Here is a 25,178-nt window from a genome sequence, read left to right as displayed (position 1 = left end):
ACGTCAAAGAGTCCAGATATCTATGATGGATCTCATATGACGATCTTCATGCTTTATTTTTCTCCCCAGGTGCTTAAACCTTATCAGGAATATTTTACAGCCAGATTTTTCATTTTTTCATAGCTATTTCATGAGAATCCTTCAGTATATTTTACAGTCAATTCTCATGATTTTCCACATCAATCCTCAATGGTTGTTTCTCCATTTATTATAATTTGTTTCCCATTTCCTGTGATTGCTTTCCCATTTGTTGTACTTGCTGAGCCACATGTAATAATTATATAACCAGGAATTATATTTATTTAACCAGATGTTATACTCATTGCCCCTTTTCTTCTTACTCCACTGCTTCTTCTCTGTATCCCACTTCTTCTTCTCGTTGCTCCAGGTGTTCTTCTCCTTATCCCACGTCTTCTTCTCCTTATCCCACGTCTTCTTCTCCTGGTTCCATTTACTGGCATCATTTGACTCTGCACTTACCGACACAGCTGTAAATGACATTACAAAAAAAACCAGTGTAAACATACACAGGGTCTTTTTTAGCCTATCAAATGTTAGTTTACCCATATGTCCTAACCCCCTAATTTTTGTAATATTTAATACAATTTGATACACTTTAGAGTAGTTTTTGATACACTTTAGAGTGGTTTTCGTCTCTCAGGACTTTCTCTCATAGAACTTATGCACATGATATGCACTGAATGGTATGCACATGAGGTCAAAAAGAAAGCACAGACAATTCTGTCATAGATACTAAGATTTCGACATTATGGAGTCTTATGCTACCATTTCCCCCAATTCAAAAGCATAAGTCCTGCTTTGCCCCAATTGTCTTGCCGACTATCCGCCGGTCGACATCCCTGGAATTATCCGGATAAAATAAAAGCATACTTATAAAAACAGAGAATATTAGCGAGATTAATTTATAAAATAAGCTTTATAATACGATTAATTTGAAATCTAACTTAAAGTGATGGGATTAAAACTTATCGAAGCCTCTAAATGTCTTATATTTTAACAGGAAAAATTAACAAAGGACTCAAAGAAGTAAATTTTGAAGTTCAGCATAAGAATTTAAATTCAGTATCAATTGCACATATGAAACTAAAAATCAAGCACAATCGAGATTAGGGACAAAAGCCCTAATCCAACAGGTGATTATTATTGCTATTGAACTCTTATCCCCATCATATAAGTCCGATTGAAGAAAAAAGTTCGAAATAACACCAATGAAGCTTTTTGGAGATACTTAACCCAGAAATGCTAATGTTGAGGAGAATTAAATAGCCTGATAAGAAAAAAAATGGCACTTAAAGAGTGGATCGGAAATTGAACCCAAAAACCAACCTGAAAAAGAAAGAATACTCTTATTTCCAAATCCATACACGATATTCTGTCAAAAACAAGCTAAGTTTCCGCCCAAAAAAGTGTTAAGCTTTTCAAATTTCGAACCTTTGCCGCCCTTGCGGCAGACCCCCTAAGACCAGGACTTCCCTGAGACCGGAGCATAACAGACAGACGGGGAAGCGGATCTGCGAGTCGTATTCGCATTCCGGACAGGCGGTTTTCAGTGGTACACATGGACGCGAGGAATACGATGAATATTATCTGAATTTTCGGAAAGCACTTTTTGCTCCCGGCTTGAACTCAACGGAAGCTCAATAGCGCTACCGGATGTAAGACAATTAAGCAGGAAATAAAAAAAGAGACTCTTCGCTGTTTCCTGTGGGTTGGAAATATTTGCATAGTTTTAAAGTTGCCAATCCAAAAAGAAAAACATCAAGCTTGAATATGATTTTCAACCATAAGTGTTTCTAAATTTTAGATATGCTACTTCGACATTTAGAAGATGAATGTAAGTTACCCACTCAAAACAGCGAAGATCCAAAAAAGATTTGACCTTTCCATTTTTGCATTTATCGTTTAATTCCTGCCACAAGCTTTTGGAATATCAATCGGCAAGTTTGACAATAGTTTTTCTTTTGGCGATCACATTTCTGCCTTTACCGTCAACAACATTTAGAGTTATTTCAGTACCTGCTTTAAAACCGTAGTTGTCAGAGGTGTTATAGTTCCCATCCACGCCCACTTTTACGCTGGATTCTACAGCTCCTACTGCACTGTCCTGCCCACAGAGCACAAGTCTTTCTCCGACACCCCACAAGCCGTCTTCAAGAGTAACGCTGTTGTGAACAACGTAGCAGGTGGAATTTTTCCCTCCGGAACTTAGATCCCTGTAGAAGACGGAGAGTTCCCCGCTGAGAGGACTACCCCCATTTCCGGGGACACCCTGATAGGAGTTTCCATGTCCGGAAATCTTTATAGAGACAGAGTCCAATGGGAGGGGATCTCCCCCCTCATGCATGAGGACAATCTGATTTTCTTCAAGCCGGGCTCTCTCCGAGTCTGGACCGACCCCGTAGAGCCCCCCTTCACAGGATTCAAGAGTTATTCTCGCCATAGGATACTGAAAATTTGTCCTGGAGCCGGAGAGATTAATGCTGCTTGCAATTGCGCCCGCAAGCACAAAAACCATTAGTAGAAGGAGAAGGGAACCGACAATAGGAGAGAGACCCTCGGGTGAAGATTTTAGGAAATACAAATTTCTATGCCGGAAACTTCCCCACTCCTTCACATTAGCATAATATGCCGAGATTGAATAAATAGGTTATTGTTTGATGAAAAATAGACTAGTTTTGAAAAAGAAATCTTAGCAAAAAATAAAGGGAATACTTGCCCCTTGTTTATTTCTTTTTCCTACGTTCTTTAGCTTCATATTCCTTTTCGAGTTCAAAGACCTCTCGAACACTTTCCAGTTCTTTTTTGCTTTGCGAATAACGTGAAATCACCAGTCCAACCCCAAAGAGCAGAGCTACGATTGCGGCGAAGAAATACATTGGAGCGGATTCGGTATAATATTTAACCTGAATAGCCTCTTCCCTTTCTCCCATCTTGGAGGAGATCCACAGAAGAGTCTGCCTTCCTTCCTCATCGACGCTTACATCATAAGGCTCTGGCCTTGCTATCCCGAATATTCTGTTCCCTGTAGCAAACCCTACCGGAAGGACTACCCGGATGAACTCGGAGTCAGGTTTCATAAAGGCAAAACTTTGAGTTGCCGGGATATCAAGGGTATATGCAATAAAGCCCGTAACAGGTTCCTCAAATTCAAGGTTTATCACCTTCATGTTCCGGGCAATTTCCTGTGTGAGAGTATAATTGAGGTCCGAAACGTTGCTGCTGTTTGCAAGCCACATAAAAGTTTTTGGACTTGCTACGGTTTCGTTTGCAGGCTCTACCAGAAGTACGAAATTTCGAATCGGCTCTTCACCGGACCCTCCCCCAAGGGTATCAGGCGGGTAAATCTCAAGCTTACTGCTATTTATGACAATGTGGACGACCTGTACTTCGGTTTTGTCTTCCAGAATGTAATATGTGGTGGTATTTGCCGGAATATTATTGTCCCAATCATCCAGGAAAACCTCAAATTCATAATTCGAGATATTGCCGGGCTCGTCCAGAACGATCTCTTTTTTTTGATCAATACAGCCCGACATGAAGACCACCAGGAGGGCAAGGAGCATAAATATACTTTTTGTTCTCATTTTCACGAAAGAATTCTCCCTTGGGCTTGAAGCGATCTCTTTTCAACCTGCAGTAATTTTCCTCTTAATCCTCTTAAACTGAGTCTTCCCCATATGCAGAGAAGCTTTCAGGATCTGTAACAGATCAGCCTTTATCCTATGCTCTCTCTTCTTAATAAACAAAACGGATAACCTCACAAAAGAAAAAACACAAAATCGCTCAGGCTCAGCTAACAGAAAAGTAAAAACTTATAGTGTAAGAACAGCTCAGGTTTCTGAGTCACCTGAAGCATTCAGATACCTTTCTACCATAGGCCAGTCAATTTTTTTGATATATTTTGCCTGAAGTTTGGAAACGTAAAGAACATTACTCCCAACAAGGATTTTCATGTCAGAGGGTTTGAAGGAGGATTCCCCAAGCGGGAGAAGCACAGGACCATTCGGGGAAGTGGAAAGCCTGAAGTTCTGCCCGCTTTTTCTGATGTAAGCTCTGACTTTTTCGTCGATTGAAAACGCCGGAATCATATTGATACACCGTGCAGAAATTGTTCAGGAAAGATAAATAGTTACAGGTCATCATTGCAGATTATCACATCAGGAGGAAACCCGGAATCTTCACATTGATGCACCGGGAAAAAGAACCTTCAGAACTTCAGAAGCTGCCGGGCAGTTTTAAATTTGATGAAAGCAATTTAGAACGAAGATAGCATGATGATGAAAGATAAGGGAAAACTTGTAATCTGGCCTGCATATATCGACCAGACCAGATCCAGAAGCAATGGGAGGATAATCTCTCGAAAAAATGCTGTAAAGGAGCCGCACCTGAATGAGATTAAAGATGCTGCAAAGAATCTGGGCCTGAACCCCGAAGTGGAGCCTGAAAAAGCCTATCCCAAATCCTGGTGGGAGGTCAGCGGGAGAGTGCTAGTAGACGACAGGGGCCCAAAATCCGTCATTGCAAAGCAGATCTCACTGGAGATAAGAAAAAAAAGAGGGAAGGGAGTACCTGCAAAAACATGAATAATAATGCTGAAAACTAAAAAGAACGTTTATATCATTTGAAAACAAAACCTGCAGATATGTCTGAAAATAACAAGAAAATACTACCTGTCGTAAATAATGGATCAGGTAGTCCCAAAAAAGTGGTCCATCCCCCATACAAAGAAATAACTATCGGATGCGGATGCGGATCTGCTTCCTGTGAAAACTGCCCCGGTGCCATGGGAATAAAAGCGGGATCAGAGAAGGATGTAGTTTACAGAAACGTTTTTGTATACCTTATGATCGCTGCAGTGATCCTGATTGCTACCTACGTTGTAAAAGAATTGTTGACAGCACTGCTAATATGATCCGCAAAGATAGGCTACAGACCATAGTCTTTACTTTAATTTTTTATAAGGATATCTCATTTCTTTTCCGCATTGTTCGCAGGATATGACAAGATACCCATTCTTCAACCTGTAACGGGCATTGCTACCGGGCACCAGGAAAGCATAACAGTGCTTGCAGATTCTGCTTTTGATATCCCTCGGGATGCTTATCCTGTTTCGCATAGAGATATTTCGTATGAGCTGCACGTAACGCCTGCTGCGCTCAGGGTTTTCTGGAAACTCGGCTTTTGCAAGCTCAAAAAGCCTCTGCATACGCTGGACTGCTATATTCTGGATAAGGTTTTTCTGCTGTTTTCTGGCTAATTTAGGCATTGGTAGACCGGTCCCTGAGTTATTCTAGTCTAAGAATTCTGTTTCAGTCCTTTGCTCAAAAAGCAAGATCAGGAGTAAAGATTATACATCAAGAATGATTACATTAATATCCGGGTTCTTGCTGTTCACAAAGGCTTTAAACTTTTCGGGGTCTCCGTCGATCCCTTCTGAACCGTAGTGCATTGGAATGACAACCTTCGGAGAAATAGCTGCAGCTGCTCTGGCGGCTTCTTCCTCATCCATAGTATACGTACCCCCTATTGGCAGAAGAGCTATATCGGCTCTGATATCCTCCATCTCCGGGAAGAAATCACAGTCTCCTGCATGGTAAATCCTCAGCCCTCCAAGCTCTACGATGTACCCGACTCCAAGTTCCCTGGGGTGGTAGGGCTTATCAAGGTTATAGGCCGGAACAACATCAATTCGGACCCCCTTGATCTCAAGTCCGTCAGCAAGGACATCCCCTTCGGCAACCCTTCTGGCATCGCCTCTGAACTCAAGGGAACAGCTCTCAGGGATCAGGGTGGTTGTATCCGATCTCCGTACTTTCCGTATATCCTCAGGGCTGCAGTGGTCAAAGTGCTCATGCGTAATGAGGAGAATATCTGCCCTGTCATCAAAAGCCGGTTCTGCACCGATCTGATACGGGTCGATATAGATTTTTTTGCCGTTCCCTTCAAGCAGAAAACCGGAATTTCCGAACCATTGAATATTAATGCCTTCTATTTTTACACTATTCATATTATACACCTTATACACCTGCTAGCTATGGCCCCCATACCTATGAAAAAACCGGATATAGAACTCTATTTTCAGATAATATCAGACCATATTATAGTGTAGAATTCATATTAGATCATATTAGTAGTAGCCAAATTCATATCAGACCATATTATAATGTAAGAGTCTTTTTAATTTTTTCTGGTTTTTCTTCAATTTCAAGACAACCACAAAATTTCATCCCAATTTGAGCAAATCAATTCACTCATTTAAAAATGTTGATTCATTTACACAAGCATTCACCAAAATTTTCCAAATTGTGGAACTATTTTTGTGGGAATTTCCGACAGCTACAGCTATAAGCCATCAAGTTTAAGAACTAATTATTCTCCAATTCTAGCATTATCCATATTGGAATCTTGCTCTCATTAAAGGTGAGAAACCTTTCCATTTTCCAGTGCTGAAACACCGTTTGTTGAAAAAAGTAAATAGATTGTAACAAAAATTAGTTAGTCCATTATCGGTTTTGAATGACCTTACTTTGTCTACTATATCACATATCAAAGAAAATATTTGTTCCATTGTATTATCTGTCTCAGGTGTAAAACCTTTTTTCAAGAAGCTCACATTCTTGCTGAAAATCTCTTCGGCATAAGAAATCGCTTTATGAGACGCTTCAGAAAGTTCAAGATCAGAGTTAAATTCTCGTATCTTCTGAATATGCGCAACAGCACTGATAACCGTATCAGAAAGTATCAATTGAGATATCTCATTGTAGGTAATCTTATCGTTATCTGGAATCTCTTCAATAGAACTGAATTCCTCATAATACCTCTTACTAACGTTTTTTAATTGATGAAACACACAAAAAGAATGAGTCACTTCAGGAAAGACCATTTTTACGGCTCCAATGATCGCTTTATCCTCATCAGAAACAATCTTTTTGATTTTATCTTCAGGAAATCGGTTCTTTATTCGTATAAAAAGAGGCATCAGAGCCTCAATTGTTGGTAACCTCTCAGTTACTTCAAAATCTAAAATGACCTTCTCTTTGGTAGCAACAACGTAAACAGATTTATATCGCATTTTTTTCCATTCTTTCTTTGTGAGTTTCGTTCCAATAAATTCTTCAAGCTTTTTTTTCCATCCATTCTTGATCCAATTCCCATCAACATACAATGTTTCTTCAAAGCTAACTCCTTGGTTCAAAAGTTCTTGCTTTGAAAGTTTTGCTAGTTTCTGTTCATATAACCACAATGAAGTGGGACAAGGAGCTCTTCCACAGACATTTATTACTCCTTCTGTATATGTTTCCCCAATTCGCCGAGAATTGTGCAGACTGCATCGTCCATCGTATCTGACATTTATTTGTGTATCATAATATTCAGAACTGTAATTTGCAGAACCCTGAACACCAATAACCCGATCATGATAATGTTTCTTACAAGTGGGACAAAGCCAGTATGTAACATTGAGAGATATAGTGCCGTAACGTGATATAATAAAACGAGTGTGATGAGAGTTAACATGTAATTTACTTCCACAACTATCACACTGAGTAGGGGAGAATATAGAGAACATAGGATAGTATCGATTTTCAACCAAAACTTTTGGCAAAGGAATTATTATTTTGCCGTCAACTATCGTTTTTATCATTGATTTATCTATTGCAATGTTTCCTTTTCCCATAAATAGAAAAAATATATCAATATAATTAAAATTTTATTGTTTTGCACGATATAGAGGGAAAACGAAAAACCAGAAAATAATAAAAAGTCTCTAATGTAATGTAAAATTCATATTAGATCATATTAATAGTAGCCAAATTCATATCAGACCAAATAATAATACAAAGACCAATTAATAATACAAATCAATAGTATCCGAAAGTAGAACTTCTTGGAATATGCAAGCTGTTAAGGTTCTCAGACAGAATTTCGCTCCTTATTAAGAAAGCTCCTTTTTAATAAAATTCGGTTCAAGCACTCTGTCATAGATCATTTTCTGCATGTAACAAACCAGTGGAAGCTTGATTACGACTGCTTCCTTTGTGTTTCCCGCACTGTGGACTCCAATTGATTCCTTTCCATCCGCAATCATAAAGAATTGTTCGTCGTACCGAACCCCATCAATTACAATATTACTTATGAAGTCCGCAAACTCTTTTGTAGGCACTCTAAACTCAAAGGGCAGGGATTCGAACCTCTCAAGGTCATTCACAATAAGGGTTAAACGGCAGGTTTTTTCCAATCTTTTAAGGTCAGCCTCAAATTCCTGGAAGAACTCCAGGCTGGAAGAAAAAACAATCAGCTCTTCCTTGACCCCGCTGAGAATTTCTCGGATCCTGTTTTTAATACCCCACTCACTCTGGATACACCAGACAGGAGAGGTTTTAGGAAGTTCGTAACTCAACTCGTTGAGCTGGTCAAGCGTTTCTATTGCACAGTTGATGAATTCGTCTTTTATCTTGCCTATTACCTGCTTGGGGTCAACAGCCCGGAAATAGGTTGGAGAGCCCTGGCGGATTTCCAGATAGCCCTTCTTTGCCAGCACTTTGAGGACCTCGTATATTTTGGCTCTCGGCACATTCGTAAGTTCATGGACTTCCCGGGCTGTAGCCTCTCTCAGACTGACAACCCCGACATAGGCTTTTGCCTCGTTTTCAGTCAGCCCTAACTTCTCTAGATTGCGAATTAACTGAGGATTAAGCGGCGAAAACATCTGTTACCCCTAAAGTAACAATAGATTTAAATCTTTTCTACATATAATACCAAACAGATAGAGAACAGTAAATAACTATTCATACAGTACAGAAACAAAAAGATGGATATTAATAAGCCTTGAGAGGTAGTTAATAAGCCTTGAAAGGCAAATCTCCTGCCAGAAGGGAGAACTGCCGTTCAGGATATGCATCAAGGGCCCAAAATTGTACTTCATATTAAAAATTATGAGGGGAATCCGCTATTAAAAATGCTTTTGAAAAACTGGGATTTTTTATTCAGAATAACCGTTTTTCCATACTCCTGGTAGCTTTCCTGTTTATAGTCATCTCAATGCAGGGTGCACAGAAAATAGAGATGGCTTCAGGGACAGAGACCTTTGTAGGGAAAGACTCCCCTCTCTATCAGGACTATGATCACCTTTATCAAAAAATATTCCAGACACAGTCGATTGTGGTGATGGTAGAGGGGAATGAGGTAAAAAACGCTGAACTGATGGAAGCCGTAGACAGGCTCGACCATCAGCTCCAGTCCACGGAGGGGGTCATAGAGACCACAAGCCCTGCTTCCCTGATTAAAACGGTCAATTACCAGATGACAGGAAGATACGTGATTCCTGAAACCGATGAGGAAATCGGGGCCATAATAGACCAGAACCCTGATGTCTTCAGCCAGCTCATCCCTGACAATACACACATGCTGATCTCGGTGGTTATGGCCGGCTCCGCCAGTGATACTGCACAGGAAGATATCCTTCATGCTACTGAAGATGCAGTTTCATTTGCTGAATTTCCACCTTCTTACAACATTATCGTCACAGGTGATCCGGCTTTCATGGTCAACATGAATGCTGAGATGAATTCAAGTATGGGCGTACTGCTGGGGCTTTCCGGCATTTTCATGGTCATTGTACTGTTTTTCGTATTCAGGCACGTCCGCTGGGGACTTCTTCCTCTGCCGGTGGTTCTCCTGGGGATCGTTTACACCTTCGGAGCCATGGGATACATAGGGATTCCTCTTTCCATGGTTTCCATGGCTGCATTCCCCATCCTCATAGGCGTAGGGATAGACTATGCCATTCAGTTCCACAACAGACTCGAAGAAGAACTGCACAAAAACGAGGGTAAAAGAAGAGCAGTTGTGGAAACCATAAAGAATACCGGACCTGCGGTCTTAATAGCCCTGGGGATGACAGGACTCGGGTTTATTTCGCTTTTTACATCCTCGGTGCCAATGATTCGGGACTTTGGAAAACTGCTCTTGATAGGCATTATTATGTGTTACCTCTCGTCCATATTTGTAGGAGTCGTAACAGTCTCGCTCTTTGACAAATATTCAGAAAAAAATCCTTTGAGGAAAGTTGCTCAGAGGATAAAACCGGCAGGGTTGGGGAAAAAGGAGAAGCTGGAAAAAAAGAGAACAGGAAACAGCAAAGAGATACTTCTCCAGAAAACTACGGACTTGACGATCAGATACGATATTATTGTATTAGGGATTGCGGGCTTGCTCTGTCTTGGGGGTCTTTATGCTGATCAATCCGTAGCTATTCAAACTGATGTCGAGACCTTCGTGCCGCAGGACATGCCTGCCCTTGTAGATCTCCAGCATATGGGAGATATCATGGGCGGAACTGATGAATTAAACCTTATTATCAAGGTTGAAGATACCGCCAACCCGGATGTCCTGAAATGGATGGACCAGTTTTCTGAGCATGAAGTTGAAGGCAGAAAATATATTTACAGCGCATCAAGCATCGTATCCCTGGTAAAGGAAAAGAACGGAGGCACAATTCCCGACACCAGTCAGGAAATAGAAGATATATATGCCGAGATCCCGGAAGCGCAGAAAGAGCGCTACATGTACGGAAAGAACATGCTCCTCCTGAACTTCAACATAGGAAATGCGGTTTCGGATATTAAGGTTACAGGAATCCAGGAACTGACAGATGTTGTCAAGCAGGACATGCAGTGGATGCCAGCCCCTCCGGGCACGACGGTCACGATTACCGGGAATAACGTTGTATTTACGGAGGTCATTACCGCCCTTACCAGCGGGAGAGTAGCGATGACTTTCCTCGGGCTTGCCCTTGTGCTAGCAGGGCTTTATGTAGTTTACAGGGACTGGCTGAAGGCAATAGTCCCTATCATTCCCATGTTCATAGTTATCGGCTGGTCAGGCGGAGTCATGTACTACCTGAACATCGAGTACACACCCATGACAGCAACCCTTGGGGCTCTGATTCTTGGGGTGGGTTCCGAGTATGCCATCCTCATGATGGAACGCTACTTTGAAGAAAAGGATGCAGGAGCAAGTCCTATGGAAGCGATCCATATGACCAGTTCCAAAATAGGAACTGCAATCATTGCCTCAGGAGCCACCACCGTGTTTGGGTTCCTGGCCCTGGTCGCGTCCCCCTTCCCGATGATCAGCAATTTCGGAAAAGTTACGGTCATAGATGTCCTCCTGGCTCTCCTGGCAACCTTTGTGGTCTTCCCGCCGCTTATAGTCCTGCTTGATACCTGGAGAGACAGGAGAAGAGGAGCCACGACGGCAGAAAAAGAGACAAAAAAACAAATTCAGGGGGCAGAAATATGATTCAAGCACCCGGAAAAACCAGACAGAAAATACTGAGAAAAACTTCCATATTTGTATTAATCCTGTTAATAGTCTCAACCACTGCATTCCCAGCCTTCGGAGAGGATGATGATGAAACAAACTTCATTATTCCTGACTATGGGTACACCGTAGACTATTACAGGAGTTACGGAGAGCCTGTTCTGCAGGCATCAGTCACAGGAGATCCCGAGTTAAGCAGGGGAGAGACTGCAGCCCTGCAGATCAAAATTGTAAATAAGGGAGTGGTTGAAAGTTTTCAGAGGCTGAACGTAAATCAGACCTGGGTTAGTGATTCCTCTGAAGAGCTGCTTGCAGGGGAGGAGATGGAAGAAGAAAAAGAATGCACAACGGCAAAAAACATCAATGCCTACCTTGTTTCCGAAACAGAGTACATTGAGGTTGAATCCACAACCAATGTCCAGAATGTGGAAGAGCTTGAAACCGGACATACCGCAAACCTCCAATACACCATAAGTGTCGACAGTGATACTCCTGCCGGGAATTATGTACTCCTCCTGCCGGTAAGCTATGACTACCAGGCGAATGTCCGGACTGCAACCGGGGCAGTAGCAAACCTGGGGCTTACGGACACGGAATATACCAGAGAATACAAGACAAAAACAGAGACGCTCAAAATACCCGTTTCCATAAAAAGCGAACCGAAATTAGAGGTGGCAGAGGTTAAAGGCACCCTCAAACAGGGAGAGAATAGAGTCATTGAGGTCACCTATACGAATACAAGAGAAAGTGTAGCACAGGACACAATGGCCCGAATAATCGTGATGACACCCCTGAGCACGGAGAAGTCCATAGTTAGACTCGGCGACATAGGACCCGGAGAGAATAAGACTGCCAGCTTCGAAATCGCTGCAACCAGAGACGCTACCGTAAAAAACTATGGAATAGATAGCGAAATAAAATACGTTGATGAAGACGGAGAAACCGCCTTTTCAGATAACCTGAAAGTACACGTGCCTCTTGAAGCTGCTGAGAAAAAGATCAGCACAACAGGCATAGCAATTATACTGATTATCCTTATCGCCCTTTACCAGATCGTAAATATGCACCGGAAAAGAAACAAGAATGATGATGAGAACGCGTCAGGTGATGAGAATGAATAAAAATGGACTTTTTACTACAATCACAGCCCTTCTGATTCTTTGCTCCGCTGCCCTGCCCGTACAGGCAGCTTTTCCCGAGAATTTCGATATCAGTGAGAACTATTACACCGTCTACGGAGGACCTGACCTTACCGCAACACTCGTTGGAGACAACGAATATTCAAGGGGAGATACGGTAACTCTGAGCATTAATATGATGAACAAAGGAGCAGTCACCGGATTTAAATCCGAAAGTGACGTAGACCTGGGAGACTATACAGAGGAGATGCTTCAGCAGGCTGAAATGCAGTACGAAGCACAGGCTGTAACGGCAGTGGGTATCCTTGCAACCCTCAAATCAGACGACCCGAATGTCAAGGTGAAATCCGGACCCCAGGAAGCAGGCACCCTCAAACAGGGCAAGCAGAGCTCAAGCCCGACAAAATTCACCATTGAGATTAACAAGAACGCCACAGCCGGAACTTATCCCTTAACCCTTGAACTTACATATATGTACCAGAACAATGTGCAGGTAGGCGGGGATGATTTTGACAGTACTGTTGGACTTGTGACAAACAAGGAAGTAGGCATCTGGTACGAAAACAAGACCCAGACCCAGACTATAGAGGTACAGGTCAAAAAAGAGCCTTACTTTGAAGTTACTGAAGTGAAAGGAGACCTCTACCCGGATGAAGGCGGACTACTCTATGTTACATACAAGAACACGGGAGAAGAACCTGCAAAGGACGCAACCGTCAGAGTCAGTGCAGGAGATCCCTTCAGTACGACCGATGACCAGGCTTACCTTGGAACCCTGAACCCGGGAAAAAACGCTGTTGCCATTTTTGACATGGATGTGGACGAGGATGCAACCCCCAAACCATATTCCCTTAACAGCGAGATCCTCTATGAAGACGTTGACGGGCACGACCAGGTCTCAGACAGCATAAAGATCAACACCGAAGTCCTTGCTTCCGAAAAAGGTCTTCCGGGATACCAGCTTGGAACCGGTGTTGTATTCATGGTTCTTGCTGCCTGCTTCGTCCTTTTCAGGAAGAAACAGCAGAAGGACTGAAATAAAAAGGGAAAATGAAAAACTAAAAAAATCAAGGAAAAGTGCTTGTAAATATAATTCTTACAGGCACACAGTCCCTTTTTGATTGAAGATCTTAAACTAAAGATCTTAACCACAAATTTTTGTTACCTGAGTACAGATCAAAAGTATACAGGATATAAAGAGAAATATTCAGTCTGAGGGACCGGACTTTTTCAAACCCGGATTTACGGACTCTTTTTCCCTGACAGCTTTTGCTACCATTACCTCAGTGGACTTTATGACCGCATAAATCCGGTCTCCGGGCTTTACATCAAGCTTTTCCACTGCCTCTTCCGTAACTACGGAGGTCAGGACTGAAGGTTCCAGTTCGATAGTGATCTTGGAGACTAGCCCGCTTTTCTCTACATTAAGTACTTTTCCTGGAAGCTTGTTTCGGGCTGAAAGTTTGAAACCCACATTTTCCCAGGAGGTTTCGTCTTCTACGGCTTCATAAATTAGTTTTTTGTTCGCGTCGTATTCAGCCAGCAGTTTTCTTCCGAGGTCGGTCAGGAAGGTACCCTGATCCTTCCCCCCTCGAACAGTAATTACTGCCGGCTCGCCGAGAGCTTCATTCATTTTTTTAAGCATCATCCAGGCGTGCTTGTACGAGATTCCGAGTTTCTGGCAGGCTTTCCGAAGGGATTTTTCCTCATCAATTGTTTTCAGCAACTCGGCTCTGCCAGCACCCATAACCGTTCTTCCATCTTCAGTAAACCAGAGCTTTGTTTTCGCTTTCACAGACCTTCACCTTTTCAACGGAGTACATGGACAGAACTTGCCTTGAACCGGGCATAGATCTGGACCCCCGGAGAGAGCTCCATTTCTTCTGCCGACCGCCGGGTTATGAGGACGTTCAGGGGAACCCCACAATCGACTTTCACCCGCACAAGAGCTCCAAGTACCCAGGCTTCCGTAACCCTGCCCTGCAGAGAGTTTCTGATGCTGGATTGCGTGGAGCTTTTACTTAAAGCTATGTTTTCAGGCCTCAGAAAAGCATAGACCTGGTCTCCGACCTCCATATCCCCTGCAGCATCGATCACTACTTCCCCGACCCTGATCCGGAGTAGCCCCTGTTCGGCAGAGATAACCCTGCCTTTCAGCACATTCTCAAACCCTACGAAACTGGCCACCCGGCCTTCAACAGGTTTTTCAAAAATCTCTTCAGGCTTCCCTACCTGTATAAGTTTTCCGTCCATTACGACTGCGATCCTGTCAGCCATTATGCGGGCTTCAGTCTGGTCATGAGTAATATGCAGCACAGTCAGTTTATTTTTTTTATGGAGAACCGAAAGCATCTCCCTGGCATTTTCCTGCGTACGGGGATCAAGCGCACTCAGAGGTTCGTCCAGAAGCAGAATTTTAGGGTTGGTAACAAGGGCTCTTGCAAGGGCAACTCTTTGCTGTTCTCCTCCGGAAAGCGTCAGGGGGTTTCGGTCAAGAAGATGCTCGATTTTCAGGTCCCGGGCAGTATCCAGAACCCTTTTCGGGTCTTTTATTTTTTTCATCCGCATCCCGAACTCGAGATTCTTTTTCACGTTCATATGAGGAAAAAGCGAATAATTCTGGTACACGAAAGCAATGTCGTGTTTTTCCGGGGAGAGGTCAGTTACATCTTTTCCGTCAAGCAGGATCCTTCCCGAATCAGGGACATGAAAACCTGCGATCAGTTCGAGGAAAAGGGTTTTTCCGGCTCCCGTAGGGCCGAGGATCACAAAATACTCTCCGGATTCAACTTTCAGGCTAAGGTTATCCAGGGAAAAGTTCTTCCATTTCCGGGAGAGGGATTCAATCTCTATCATATATACTCCAGCCTGCGGAAAGGGTTCTTATTACAAGGAATATAGAAAGCGTAACCAGGATGAGCAGTACGGCTATAGGTCTGGACGCTGAGAGCCCGTAAGAAATAAAACGATCATAGATAAGCGTAGGTCCTACCATCGGGTAGTAGGCAAGAATCACAACTGCCCCAAACTCACTTATAGCCCTTGCCCAGGTCATGACCGAACCTATTAAGAGATACCTTGCCGAAAGCGGGAGGGTTACAAAGAAAAAGGCTTTCCAGAGAGGAGCTCCCAGAGAACGAGCTGCATTTTCAAGCCTCGGGTCCACACTTTTGAAGCCTTCCCTTGCAGAATTTGCCAGATAGGGCATGGACACGAAAAGCATTGCGACAACAATTCCCGGAAGAGCATCGCGAAACTGGATATAGGATTCAAGGGGCTCGCCGATAAGTCCCCTTGACCCGAAAACAGTGAGGAGGGCGATCCCTGCAACCGTGTGCGGGACTACAACCGGTACATCAATTATGCTCTCGACCAGCCTTTTCCCCGGAAAATCAAACCTTGCAAGAATGTAACCTGTAGGGGCTCCCAGGAGAAGAGCAAGAAGGGTTGCAAGAAAACCCGCATATAGAGAGAGGAAAATCGAACTGATCACCGACCGGTTTCCTGCGGCTTTTACCAGGCCTGAAAAGTCCTCCGTTATTTGCTCGAAGATCATGTTTGAAAGAGTCAGGAAAATAAAAAGAAAAAGTACCAGCAATAAAAAGGAGAAGACGAAAGTCAGAGGCTCGAATTTACGGGTTTTTCGGTTTTTGGCTTTCATTCTTATACCTTTTTACTGCTGTTTTTATTACTAAATGATTCCCTGGGGTCTTGAGGGCTGAGCTTCAACTCAGTTGTTTGAAACAGCTTTTCGGACGCGGAAAAAGCTTCACTTTTATACTACAAGGGCCTGCAATTCTTCAGGCATTGAGTCCTTTCCTTCGGCAATGGCAGGGACAATAGGTGGCTGTCCATTCTCAATGAAAATCTGCTGACCGGTCTCACCAAGGAGCAGGGCTACAAACTCGGTAGCAAGTTCCGAATTTTCCGCATTGTTGGGGATGGTCACCCCGTATACGATAGGAGAGCCGGTAACCACTTCTCCGTTTACCATTTCAACCTGCACCTTTGAATAATTGTCAGCATATTCGAGAGAGCTCAGGTCAATTGCAGGTGGGAGTGCCACATATTCAAAACCGTGCTGTTCAGCTACACTCCGGTAAATGTAGAGATAATCTATTTCCCCGGTCTCAAGGGCAGAAGAAAGTTCGACTTCCATGCTTCTGAGCATAATTTTACTGGTATTCGGAGATATTTCTTCGGATGCAGGAACGTGTATAAGGGCTGTCCCGTTTTCTTCGGTGGTAAGAGTCATCCCCGTATTAGCCAGCATCAGGTCATCATAGATCATGTCATCATTATAATAGGACTCGGCTAACTGGGTTACCATCTGCGACCTGTAGCCTGCAGGGTCATCGTTGGGGTTGGAAAAACCATATCGGACATCAGGGCGCCTCAGGATTTCATACCAGTTGTCCGTATTGATCTCATCACCGTACTTGCTTTCATTCGTGTAAGCAAGTATCATCTGGTTCCTTGCAAAAGCGGCGTACCAGTCAGCGTACTCAGGCACCATCAGGGACGGAATAAGGGCATAGTCTGCAGATGCGAGCACATCAGCCTTTTTCCCAAGTTCGGTGATCTTTCTTACACTCTGTGCACTGCCTGCAGCTTCCCGCTGAACATCAACACCAGGGTGCTGAGCTTCGAACTCGGCTTCAAGCTCTTCGAAAGGTACACTCAGACTTCCCGCATGGAAAACGGTAAGGACTTCCCCTTCACCTGCAGAGGTATTCCCGGGCTCTGGCTGGTTATCAACGCAGCCAGGGCTGGCAACCACTACAAGGATTAAGAAAACCAAAAAGAACCTGAAAACTCTGGAATCGACATTCATGGTTATGTCTTCTTGAATATAACATATATACCTTTGGAAGTCCGGAAAACTATTTCTTTACATTGAAGAAGTAGAATTCAGGGAAATAAAAAGAATTAAAGGCAGAATAACGACTTTTTACTCATATAAACTGCAAAAATAAAAGAAAAGAAAGAAAAGAACCTGAAGAGGACTTCAAGGATATAAAAAAATACAAGTAAAAAAATAAAAAAATGTTTTAAATCAAGTTGGCTTGTATAGGAAGTAAAAAAGGAGTTCATCAAGCAGAAAAGAAGTAAATAAAAATTATAAGTAAAGTAAAAGTTTATTTATATATAAGTCGATACAATGAGGATATTTAAATAGTCATAAATTATAGAAATAGAAATTAAATTTCAGAAATAGAAATAATATTCCTTGTTTCGATAGGGAATAAACTCGTAGACATTAATTAACCTTTCTTGGTGTGTCCTTATGGATGGTTATAATATCTTCATAGTGCTGCTTGCAGTCTACATAGCCGGACTTGTGGCTATTGGCTGGTACTTTAATAAAAAACAGAAATCCGTTACGGACTTCTGGCTTGCAGGACGCAGGATCGGACCCTCGGCCCTTGGATTTTCAGCCGCAGCTTCCTGGCTGACGGCCGGAGGAATTCTTGCAGTCATCGGGTATTACATGCTGCAAGGAATGGGGTCAATCTGGGCTTTTGTTGCCCCGAACATCCTCGCCCTCCTTATCATTGCTTTGCTTGTGGGAAAAATCAAAAACCTGCCTGCAATCACACAACCCGAACTTCTGGAACAGCGCTATGGCAGCGCAGTCCGATGGCCGATTGCCCTGATCATTACCGTGGTGATGATTCTTTTTGCGGTAGCCGATGTTACAGGTTTCTCCCTGGTGCTTCAGGTATTCTATGGCGTTGATCCTCTTTATGCTGCAGCTATCGTTGCAATTGCAGTCTCTCTTTATGTAACCATGGGAGGGCTTTCGGCAGTAGTCTGGACCGATGTCGTCCAGTTTGCTTTCCTCTCTATATTCACAATAGCAATGGCTTTTGCCGCAGTAGGCACAGTAGCTGACGGAGGCCTTAATACTCCTGCAATAAGCAGCTCCGAACTTTTCGGAAACGTATCTTATGACTGGTGGAACCCTCTCTCGATCGGCATTCCCATGGTCCTTATATTTGTGTTTGCAATTATCCCGGGCTGGATTACGGAACAGGACCCCTGGCAGAAGGTCTGGGCTGCAAAAGACGCTAAATCAGCCCGACTCGGGATGGTCTTCGGGTCCCTCATGATCACTGTAGTTTTCGCGGCATGTGCTGTAATCGCAATAGCCTTTAACAACATTTACCCTGACATCGCAGGCATGGGCTTCCCTGCAGGTATGGCTCAGGCAGAACCCGCACTCCTTGCTTTTGTCAGCGAACGTTTCGTCTCAGCCCCCCTGATAGTAGCCCTCAGCGCAATAGGGCTTGCAGCAGCCTCCATGTCATGTGCGGACACTTTTGCAACCTCAGGAGCTTCCTGTATCTCAAGGGACATATTCCAGAGATATATAAAGCCTGATGCTACAATGAAGGAGATGCTGGTTGTAAACAGGATCAGCGTGCTTATTATTGTGCTTGCTGCAACCGCAGGCTCCTTTGTTATCCCCAATATTATTGATGCGATTCATATTGCAACCTTTATTGCAAGTGCTTCCTATTTCTTCCCCCTCATGGGAGGCCTTTACTGGAAAAGAGCTACGAAAGAAGGAGCTTTTGCAGGGATGGTAGTCGGATTTGTTGTTCAGGTCACCCTTGTATCCCTGGACCTGATAAAGACCCCCCCTATGGCAGCCAACTACCTTGAAAGCGTCCATCCAGCCCTGATGAGCCACGGAGTTATTGTAGGAATGGGGCTGAGTGCCATTGCTTTCTTCGGAGTTTCCCTTATGACAAAGCCCTCAAGCAGAATTAACCTTGCACCCTTCTTCGAAGAGGAAGCCGAAGAGCTTGCCCATTACGAGGCACGCGAGATCGATGAGAAGGATCCTACATACGGTGCTTTCCTCAAAAACGTTGATGAGAAAGTCGCAGGAGAACGCGCCCACCTCCAGCTCAACCTCCGGGCTTCAGGAGCTCTCAGCTGGCACGAACTCGTAGAAAAGCTGAAAAGCAGCTCACCGGCATGGGTCACTCCAACAGGGCTTGATTCCGTATACAGGCTCACTCATGGAGACATGCTCGCCTGCGTCACTGTTACAAGGGGGAGCGAAGAAAGAGATATATGGCTCAAAGCCGAACCAAGACTTGAAACCGTGGGGAGGCAGAAAAAAGAGCTTTTCACAGCTTATGAAGAGCTGAAAAAAGTGCTTGGCCAGAAAGGGGTTAATCTGGACTTCTACTAAAAAAGATAATTAAAAGGTGAAGTACTGAAAAAGGCTGAGGTTCTCAGAGGAACACGGCCATAAATTTCTTTTTTTAGATTTAATTCCCATTGGTCATCGGTTAAGAACTTGTTTCCCTCTACTAATAGTGTTTGTCATTTCATTTTTCATCTCTTCTTCCGTACTTCCCGATTTTGTATGTGGTATCCTTTACGAGTTTACTAGACTTTGAGGACATGTTTAACAGAGAAGTCCTAAGTTGTCGAACTCTTTTCTGACGATCCGTAGACCCCCATTACAATCTTCCTCACATTTTCCACCTGTGATAACCAGCTTGCCAGAGCTGAACACAAGCACTACTACCTTGGGAGCCTCGACTCTATAAATAAGCCCAGGAAACACCTCTGGCTCATATTCGACATTCTCCAGACCAAAAGCTATAGCAATGGTGTTCAGGTTAAGGGTTGTTTTCAAATCAGCACTGGCTACAATGTTCTGAACATGTATCTCAGGTTCGAGATTTATTTTATCGCAGCCGATGTCCTTTAGTTTGTTAGCCAGATTGGTTATGGCTTTATGGGCATTATTGATAGTTTTAGCTCCAGTGCATACCACTTTTCCGGAGGTGAAAATTAGAAAGGCAGCTTTGGGGTTATCAATTCTGTATACGAGGCCTGGGAACTTCGTTTTGTTATACTCTGCACCTTCCAGCCCAGAATCCATTATTTTTACCAAGTCGAATTCTGTCGCCAACGCGGTAGATGCCACCACGTTCTCTATAGTTATTGTGGATTCCATGCCACACGTATTTGTAAGTTCTATAGTTCTGATTGTCGGTTCAAGGCAAAAAATAAAAATCTGCGGTATTCAATCTATTGGTCTGCTTCCTAATTTTACTGCATACGTCTTCGGTTAAGTGAGGAATCAGGGCAAATTACCTCTATTTGGCAACAGTTTTCAAAAATTGTATCCCATTGTTGATTGGAACTGGGTTTCGATTTCATGTAATAAGGCCAAAATTGAAGGTGACTTTTGGTGCAAAATCGATAGCTTTCAGGCAAGAAAGTTCCTTAACCGATGACCAATGGATTTAATTCAAATTCTGAAGTTAATTCTAATTCTGCGGTTTAATATTAAGATAGAGCCTTTTCAATGATTTGTTTCCCAAACTTGACATCTTCCAGGGAAAAAACTTCCAGATTATAGATGCCCCTGTAGCCGGAAAGCAGTTTAAGGACCGAAAAGTCGGCACATCCTTTTCCCGGGGCCATGTGTTCATCACCATCGTATTTTTCAGTCCAACTCCCGCTATTGTCGTGCAGGTGAAGGTGAATAATATGTTTCTGCAGGGTCCGGACAAAAGTCCTGAGTTTTCCAGAGTCTCCCCCGCAGGTGAGGTTTGCGTGCCCGATATCAAAGGTAGCTTTAAGGTGGTCTGAATTCACAATTTCAATGGCCCCGGCAAGTTCCTCAGCTTCACAGCAAAAGTTCGAGGGGTCTGTACCCTCCTTATTCTCCAGTCCCAGCACAACCCCATGGTCTTCAGCCCTAGAAGCAAGAAAGCTTAGGTTTTTGACCATTGAAGCAAAGGATTTTTCTCTATCAGGTCCGATTCTGCCAGGGTGCAACACCACTACATGAGCCCCTATTCTGTTTGCAATTGTCATGGACTCTTCAAGGAGAGTGAACTCTCTGTTTCCCATTTTTGCAGTATTTACCTGCAGGGCTGCAGGATATCTGGGATCAGCTGCGAAATAGGGAGCATGAACCGTGCCTGCAAAACAGTATGTTGACATTTCGTCAAGGATACGTTCAAGTTCTTTCTTTTCAAGTACCGAACCGGTATAAATTCCCAGTTTGGGGATATATAATTCTATAGATCCTACACTTTCCTTCAGTTCCGGCAGGGAACCGGCAAAGGATGATGCTCCGAAAATCACGCATTAAGCAAGGAGCCCAGATATAAAGTTCTTTTGCGATGCCCGGAACAATCGGGACACCAAAACTGAATAAATTTATAAGAATTGACCGAACCCCGATAGAAATAAAGATCCGGTTTACATTTGACTTGGGGCAGAAGGCTTTAGAGAACTATAAAAATCGGAAAATAGCCAACATATTTATATATAATAGATTGTTATCGACCCAACTCACGAAATAAATACATCGATAGTTTCTGAGTAAATATATAGTTTAGTCATTGAGAATATATTTTCAAAGAAAAGACCGACAATAAAAAATAATTATAATTTATGAAGTGGAGAAAATGTCCTTTTTGTCCCTGAAGAAATGAAGAAAATTACTGGGATTTGATTTATATAAAATTTAGAAATATAAAAACTACATCGGGAAAACTGATTATTATAAAAATTGTTAATATATTTTTAAAAATAAATAAAAAAATTCATTAGTAATAATCGGAATCTTTATATGATACTGGAAGAAGTATAATTTATTTTCTTTTATATATATAGGATTTTGTTTATTTTAACCGGTATCACACATCATATAAAATTGATTGTATATTGTATAAATATATAATAATATTTTAAAAGCACCCTTATTTCGAAAGGTTTATGAATGATCCTCTCTAATCCAAATTTTAACGCTCGTCATCATCATTTTTCTTTGCAATGATGTGGCAGACGATTCTAAAAAAATGTATTGTGTTTTTGAATCCAGCTTATTAACATGTTAATAACTATAAAGGAGGAAAATGAATGGAACCACTCATAGGCATGGGAGTGCTGGCACTTATTGGCGTAGCTGCAACCATTGCAGGTGCCTCAGAAGACCTAGAATCCGATGTCGGATCCCAGAGTAACCCGAACTCACAGGTCCAGTTAGCTCCCCAAATGATGTTTCCGCACAGAATATTTAACAAAGCGGTATCAGGGGAACCCCCCTCAAACGCATTGATGTGTTCGGTCGGTGCAGCCGTCGCTACAGTATTAATAAGTGAATTCACTTTATCTCCGCTCTTTGCACTGGTCTTGGGTGCTCTTATTGCAGCATGTGTCCACGGTACCTTTGCCGTCACATCTACAATGGGCCGTGCAGCCAGTCAGAGTCGCTTCAAACAGCCAGTTTATCTGGATATGATCAGAAGCCACACCCCCGTAATTATGGGATATTCGTTCATAACGACTTTCTGTATCCTTGTGGTGTCATATCTGATGACCGTTGTACTCGGACACCCCTTCCCGCTAACCATGCTGGCCTTTATCTGGGGTATTACAGTAGGTGCAATTGGCTCATCCACAGGTGACGTCCACTACGGTGCAGAGCGCGAATTCCAGCAGTTCGAGTTCGGTTCCGGGCTCAACGCTTCAAACTCGGGAAACATTGTTCGATATGGAGAATCCGGGGTCAGAAACGGGTATGACAACTCCTGGTTCTGTGCCAAGTTCGGAGGCCCTGTCACAGGTATGGCTTTTGGTATGACCGTATTCCTTGGAAGCTGGGTAACCACTGTTTTTGATCCTGCAGTAAGCATTTCCAGAGGCTGGATCTCTGTTGTTGCTGGTGTCATTATTGTCCTTATCTTAATTTTCTGGAACTGGAAGATTGAAGTCAAAGCCCGTAATGCTTACGGACCCTACAAGGAAGACAAAACCGAGGAGGCTTCAGCATGATTGACGCTCTCATGGCAAACATCCTGTGGTTGGTATTCATTATAATTGGTGGCGTCCTGATTTCCTGGAGTGTCCACTTCGTACCCGTAGGTGGCGCACCTGCCGCCATGGCTCAAGCAACTGGTATCGGTACAGGTACCGTGCAGCTGGCAGCCGGAGCAGGACTGACAGGACTTGTAAGTGCAGGGTTCATGATGAACGTAACCGATAACCTTCCGCTGATTCTCGCATCGGGTGCAGTGGGAGCAATGATTATGATCTCTGTGACCATGATTGTCGGAACCTGGGTCTACGTCTATGGTGTGGGCTGTGTGCCTTCTTCAGCAAAAGTAAAATACGACCCAATTACAAAATACAGGCAGGACCTGTATGTATCCCAGGGTACTGAAGGACACGGACTTCCAACCGTTTCTTTTGTCAGTGGTGTTATTGGCGGCTTACTTGGTGGAATCGGCGGAGCCCTCGTATATTATTCTCTTATTGAAGTGGGCCTTACCGCAGGACTCAGTACAGGTACAAGCTCTGGTGTTACAGGACATGAACTTGTAGGAATTGCTGCAATGTTCGCAATAGGCATCTTCTTCGTAAACGCTGTGATTCCTTCCTACAACATCGGAGGTACAATTGAAGGGTTCCACGACCCGAAGTGGAAGAAGTGGCCAAAAGCTGTAATTTCTTCCTTTGTAGCAACGATACTCTGTGCCATCGTGGCAGTAATCGCAATTTCACAGCTTGGAGGTATCTAAAAATGTCTGCAGGTGGAGCAGGAGGAGAAGCTAAAGGCGGATTTCCTCCACAAACAATAATGGCTATCGGTGCAATAGGCGGCCTTGCAGGGATTTACCTCGGCAACTTCATGCCAGCACAGTTTTCCTTCTTTGGAGGGCTTGGAGCAATCTGCGCCATGGTCTGGGGCGCTGATGCGGTCCGCCGTGTTGCAAGCTACGGACTTGGGACAGGAGTTCCGTCTATTGGTATGATTTCCCTTGGTATGGGGATTGTCGCTGCCCTCTTCGGGCTTTCCGTAGGAGGCATTGCAGGACCTATCGTATCCTTTATTGCAGCTGCAATTATAGGCGCTGTTATCGGTGTCCTTGCAAACAAAGTAATCGGGATGGGCATTCCTATAATGGAACAGGCCATGGTGGAAATTGCAGGCGCAGGCACTCTTGTAATTATCGGATTGAGCGTCGTTATTGCCGGAACCTTTGATTATGCAGAAGTCGTCGAATACGTGGTCGCCAACGGATACATCGCACTGATCTTTATCATCGGCGGCATGGGAATCCTTCACCCCTTCAATGCAAACCTGGGCCCTGACGAGAAGCAGGACAGGACTCTTTCTGTAGCTGTCGAAAAAGCAGCTATTGCATTGATAATTACAGGTTTTGCGTCTTCACTCCATGAAGGACTGATGGCAGCCGGATTAAACATCGCTGTAGGAGTCATTATCTGGGCTTGGGCCTTTATGAAGTACTATGGATATGTTAAGAGAGACTCATATGCGGTCGTTGGAACCGGGCTGCTGCCAAGCGCGGAGGAATTGGAATGAGCATGATTCGCATAGCTCCCGAAGTACATCTGGTCATGGACCCTGACACTGCAGTTGTAGCAGAAGAAAGGGAAGACTCGATTCTCTATTCTATGGACCCTGTCTTTGAGAGAATGGATAAACTGGACGGGATTGCAGAGGATCTGCTGAATTCCCTTTCGCCCAGCAAACCGCTCCTGAATTCCTGGCCCGGCCGTGAGAACACTTCCTATATGGCAGGAATTTACGGGAACGCTTTCTATGGAATCGTTGTAGGTCTTGCCTTCAGCGGGCTGCTTGCCCTGATCATATTCATACAGAGACTGATCGAGGGAGGTATGTAA

General features: G+C 43.6%; 24 protein-coding genes. 10 read left to right on the top strand and 14 right to left on the bottom strand.

The genetic code is table 11. The features are described from left to right. Positions 1-186 precede the first annotated feature (186 nt). From MA_RS01570 to MA_RS01555, 4 genes are all read right to left on the bottom strand, one after another. Positions 187-615 (bottom strand): hypothetical protein, encoded by a 429-nt coding sequence (locus MA_RS01570; protein ID WP_011020354.1) that lies wholly within the window; start codon positions 613-615, stop codon positions 187-189. A 1,336-nt stretch (positions 616-1,951) separates the two neighbouring features. Beyond that, a complete protein-coding gene (locus tag MA_RS01565) occupies positions 1,952-2,602 on the bottom strand; it encodes a type IV pilin (RefSeq protein ID WP_226990721.1) in 651 nt (216 codons plus the stop codon). A gap of 142 nt (positions 2,603-2,744) precedes the next feature. Then, positions 2,745-3,605 (bottom strand): DUF5803 family protein, encoded by an 861-nt coding sequence (locus MA_RS01560; RefSeq protein WP_226990720.1) that lies wholly within the window; start codon positions 3,603-3,605, stop codon positions 2,745-2,747. A gap of 246 nt (positions 3,606-3,851) precedes the next feature. Continuing rightward, complete coding sequence (locus MA_RS01555; RefSeq protein WP_011020351.1) at positions 3,852-4,109, bottom strand: hypothetical protein; 258 nt, start codon at positions 4,107-4,109, stop codon at positions 3,852-3,854. 189 nt (positions 4,110-4,298) lie between these two features. On the opposite strand from MA_RS01555, the gene MA_RS01550 reads away from it, so the two are divergent. Both MA_RS01550 and MA_RS01545 read left to right on the top strand, forming a co-directional pair. After that, positions 4,299-4,604: a signal recognition particle protein Srp19 gene (locus MA_RS01550; protein WP_048066074.1), complete on the top strand. Its 306-nt coding sequence runs from the start codon at positions 4,299-4,301 to the stop codon at positions 4,602-4,604. Positions 4,605-4,642: 38 nt separating this feature from the next. Further along, positions 4,643-4,933, top strand: coding sequence for a hypothetical protein (locus MA_RS01545; protein ID WP_011020349.1), 291 nt, complete (start codon positions 4,643-4,645; stop codon positions 4,931-4,933). Between the two features lie 30 nt (positions 4,934-4,963). Here MA_RS01545 and MA_RS01540 read toward each other — a convergent pair whose 3' ends face one another. The 4 genes from MA_RS01540 to MA_RS01525 all read right to left on the bottom strand — a co-directional run bounded on the left by MA_RS01540 (position 4,964) and on the right by MA_RS01525 (position 8,728). Next, complete coding sequence (locus MA_RS01540; RefSeq protein ID WP_011020348.1) at positions 4,964-5,287, bottom strand: ribonuclease P protein component 4; 324 nt, start codon at positions 5,285-5,287, stop codon at positions 4,964-4,966. 81 nt (positions 5,288-5,368) lie between these two features. Further along, positions 5,369-6,028, bottom strand: a complete 660-nt coding sequence (locus MA_RS01535) for an MBL fold metallo-hydrolase (protein ID WP_048064852.1) — start codon at positions 6,026-6,028, stop codon at positions 5,369-5,371. A gap of 381 nt (positions 6,029-6,409) precedes the next feature. Continuing rightward, positions 6,410-7,696 (bottom strand): transposase, encoded by a 1,287-nt coding sequence (locus MA_RS01530; protein ID WP_011020346.1) that lies wholly within the window; start codon positions 7,694-7,696, stop codon positions 6,410-6,412. A gap of 258 nt (positions 7,697-7,954) precedes the next feature. Continuing rightward, the gene (locus MA_RS01525; protein WP_011020345.1) at positions 7,955-8,728 is read right to left on the bottom strand and encodes a TrmB family transcriptional regulator; all 774 of its coding nucleotides are present in this window, start codon (positions 8,726-8,728) and stop codon (positions 7,955-7,957) included. Positions 8,729-9,060: 332 nt separating this feature from the next. Between MA_RS01525 and MA_RS01520 the strand changes: the two genes are divergently transcribed. Genes MA_RS01520 through MA_RS01510 form a run of 3 tightly spaced genes read left to right on the top strand, consistent with a single transcriptional unit; the run spans position 9,061 to position 13,518 of the window. Further along, positions 9,061-11,322 (top strand): hydrophobe/amphiphile efflux-3 (HAE3) family transporter, encoded by a 2,262-nt coding sequence (locus MA_RS01520; protein ID WP_248698070.1) that lies wholly within the window; start codon positions 9,061-9,063, stop codon positions 11,320-11,322. Then, a complete protein-coding gene (locus MA_RS01515; RefSeq protein ID WP_011020343.1) occupies positions 11,319-12,464 on the top strand; it encodes a COG1361 S-layer family protein in 1,146 nt (381 codons plus the stop codon). The genes MA_RS01520 and MA_RS01515 overlap by 4 nt, the downstream gene beginning before the upstream one ends. Continuing rightward, entirely contained in the window at positions 12,457-13,518 is a 1,062-nt protein-coding gene (locus MA_RS01510) for a COG1361 S-layer family protein (RefSeq protein ID WP_048064850.1), read from the top strand. The genes MA_RS01515 and MA_RS01510 overlap by 8 nt, the downstream gene beginning before the upstream one ends. A 171-nt stretch (positions 13,519-13,689) precedes the next feature. Here the strand turns inward: MA_RS01510 and MA_RS01505 are convergent, their stop codons facing one another. From MA_RS01505 to wtpA, 4 genes are all read right to left on the bottom strand, one after another. Continuing rightward, the gene (locus tag MA_RS01505; protein ID WP_011020341.1) at positions 13,690-14,277 is read right to left on the bottom strand and encodes a TOBE domain-containing protein; all 588 of its coding nucleotides are present in this window, start codon (positions 14,275-14,277) and stop codon (positions 13,690-13,692) included. A 14-nt stretch (positions 14,278-14,291) separates the two neighbouring features. Beyond that, a complete protein-coding gene (locus tag MA_RS01500) occupies positions 14,292-15,338 on the bottom strand; it encodes an ATP-binding cassette domain-containing protein (RefSeq protein ID WP_011020340.1) in 1,047 nt (348 codons plus the stop codon). Further along, a complete protein-coding gene (locus MA_RS01495) occupies positions 15,325-16,143 on the bottom strand; it encodes an ABC transporter permease (protein ID WP_011020339.1) in 819 nt (272 codons plus the stop codon). The genes MA_RS01500 and MA_RS01495 overlap by 14 nt, the downstream gene beginning before the upstream one ends. 114 nt (positions 16,144-16,257) lie before the next feature. Next, a complete protein-coding gene (gene wtpA, locus MA_RS01490; protein WP_011020338.1) occupies positions 16,258-17,316 on the bottom strand; it encodes a tungstate ABC transporter substrate-binding protein WtpA in 1,059 nt (352 codons plus the stop codon). A gap of 453 nt (positions 17,317-17,769) precedes the next feature. Between wtpA and MA_RS01485 the strand changes: the two genes are divergently transcribed. Continuing rightward, the gene (locus MA_RS01485; RefSeq protein WP_011020337.1) at positions 17,770-19,689 is read left to right on the top strand and encodes a sodium:solute symporter family protein; all 1,920 of its coding nucleotides are present in this window, start codon (positions 17,770-17,772) and stop codon (positions 19,687-19,689) included. A 219-nt stretch (positions 19,690-19,908) separates the two neighbouring features. Here MA_RS01485 and MA_RS01480 read toward each other — a convergent pair whose 3' ends face one another. After that, positions 19,909-20,466: a TATA-box-binding protein gene (locus MA_RS01480; RefSeq protein ID WP_011020336.1), complete on the bottom strand. Its 558-nt coding sequence runs from the start codon at positions 20,464-20,466 to the stop codon at positions 19,909-19,911. A 335-nt stretch (positions 20,467-20,801) separates the two neighbouring features. Next, positions 20,802-21,608: a sugar phosphate isomerase/epimerase family protein gene (locus MA_RS01475; protein WP_011020335.1), complete on the bottom strand. Its 807-nt coding sequence runs from the start codon at positions 21,606-21,608 to the stop codon at positions 20,802-20,804. Positions 21,609-22,388: 780 nt separating this feature from the next. Between MA_RS01475 and mtrE the strand changes: the two genes are divergently transcribed. Genes mtrE through MA_RS01450 form a run of 4 tightly spaced genes read left to right on the top strand, consistent with a single transcriptional unit; the run spans position 22,389 to position 25,178 of the window. Next, complete coding sequence (gene mtrE, locus MA_RS01465) at positions 22,389-23,303, top strand: tetrahydromethanopterin S-methyltransferase subunit E (RefSeq protein ID WP_011020334.1); 915 nt, start codon at positions 22,389-22,391, stop codon at positions 23,301-23,303. Next, positions 23,300-24,049: a tetrahydromethanopterin S-methyltransferase subunit D gene (gene mtrD, locus MA_RS01460; protein WP_011020333.1), complete on the top strand. Its 750-nt coding sequence runs from the start codon at positions 23,300-23,302 to the stop codon at positions 24,047-24,049. The genes mtrE and mtrD overlap by 4 nt, the downstream gene beginning before the upstream one ends. Before the next feature lie 2 nt (positions 24,050-24,051). After that, positions 24,052-24,855, top strand: a complete 804-nt coding sequence (mtrC, locus tag MA_RS01455) for a tetrahydromethanopterin S-methyltransferase subunit MtrC (protein WP_011020332.1) — start codon at positions 24,052-24,054, stop codon at positions 24,853-24,855. After that, positions 24,852-25,178, top strand: coding sequence for a tetrahydromethanopterin S-methyltransferase subunit B (locus MA_RS01450; RefSeq protein ID WP_011020331.1), 327 nt, complete (start codon positions 24,852-24,854; stop codon positions 25,176-25,178). Before mtrC ends, MA_RS01450 begins: the two co-directional genes overlap by 4 nt.

The organism is Methanosarcina acetivorans C2A, assembly GCF_000007345.1.
GTDB classification, from domain to species: Archaea; Halobacteriota; Methanosarcinia; order Methanosarcinales; family Methanosarcinaceae; genus Methanosarcina; species Methanosarcina acetivorans.
The sequence above is the reverse complement of the archived record's forward strand: the minus strand, read 5'-3'. Positions and strand labels throughout refer to the sequence as shown.

Bases quoted from the DNA above. Each gene is read 5' to 3' on its own strand.
- MA_RS01560 (WP_226990720.1), bottom strand. From the start codon at position 3,605: ATGAGAACAAAAAGTATATTTATGCTCCTTGCCCTCCTGGTGGTCTTC.
- MA_RS01555 (WP_011020351.1), bottom strand. From the start codon at position 4,109: ATGATTCCGGCGTTTTCAATCGACGAAAAAGTCAGAGCTTACATCAGA.
- MA_RS01550 (WP_048066074.1), top strand. From the start codon at position 4,299: ATGAAAGATAAGGGAAAACTTGTAATCTGGCCTGCATATATCGACCAG.
- MA_RS01540 (WP_011020348.1), bottom strand. From the start codon at position 5,287: ATGCCTAAATTAGCCAGAAAACAGCAGAAAAACCTTATCCAGAATATA.
- MA_RS01535 (WP_048064852.1), bottom strand. From the start codon at position 6,028: ATGAATAGTGTAAAAATAGAAGGCATTAATATTCAATGGTTCGGAAAT.
- MA_RS01530 (WP_011020346.1), bottom strand. From the start codon at position 7,696: ATGGGAAAAGGAAACATTGCAATAGATAAATCAATGATAAAAACGATA.
- MA_RS01525 (WP_011020345.1), bottom strand. From the start codon at position 8,728: ATGTTTTCGCCGCTTAATCCTCAGTTAATTCGCAATCTAGAGAAGTTA.
- MA_RS01520 (WP_248698070.1), top strand. From the start codon at position 9,061: ATGCAGGGTGCACAGAAAATAGAGATGGCTTCAGGGACAGAGACCTTT.
- MA_RS01515 (WP_011020343.1), top strand. From the start codon at position 11,319: ATGATTCAAGCACCCGGAAAAACCAGACAGAAAATACTGAGAAAAACT.
- MA_RS01510 (WP_048064850.1), top strand. From the start codon at position 12,457: ATGAATAAAAATGGACTTTTTACTACAATCACAGCCCTTCTGATTCTT.
- MA_RS01500 (WP_011020340.1), bottom strand. From the start codon at position 15,338: ATGATAGAGATTGAATCCCTCTCCCGGAAATGGAAGAACTTTTCCCTG.
- MA_RS01495 (WP_011020339.1), bottom strand. From the start codon at position 16,143: ATGAAAGCCAAAAACCGAAAAACCCGTAAATTCGAGCCTCTGACTTTC.
- wtpA (WP_011020338.1), bottom strand. From the start codon at position 17,316: ATGAATGTCGATTCCAGAGTTTTCAGGTTCTTTTTGGTTTTCTTAATC.
- MA_RS01485 (WP_011020337.1), top strand. From the start codon at position 17,770: ATGGATGGTTATAATATCTTCATAGTGCTGCTTGCAGTCTACATAGCC.
- MA_RS01480 (WP_011020336.1), bottom strand. From the start codon at position 20,466: ATGGAATCCACAATAACTATAGAGAACGTGGTGGCATCTACCGCGTTG.
- mtrE (WP_011020334.1), top strand. From the start codon at position 22,389: ATGGAACCACTCATAGGCATGGGAGTGCTGGCACTTATTGGCGTAGCT.
- mtrD (WP_011020333.1), top strand. From the start codon at position 23,300: ATGATTGACGCTCTCATGGCAAACATCCTGTGGTTGGTATTCATTATA.
- mtrC (WP_011020332.1), top strand. From the start codon at position 24,052: ATGTCTGCAGGTGGAGCAGGAGGAGAAGCTAAAGGCGGATTTCCTCCA.
- MA_RS01450 (WP_011020331.1), top strand. From the start codon at position 24,852: ATGAGCATGATTCGCATAGCTCCCGAAGTACATCTGGTCATGGACCCT.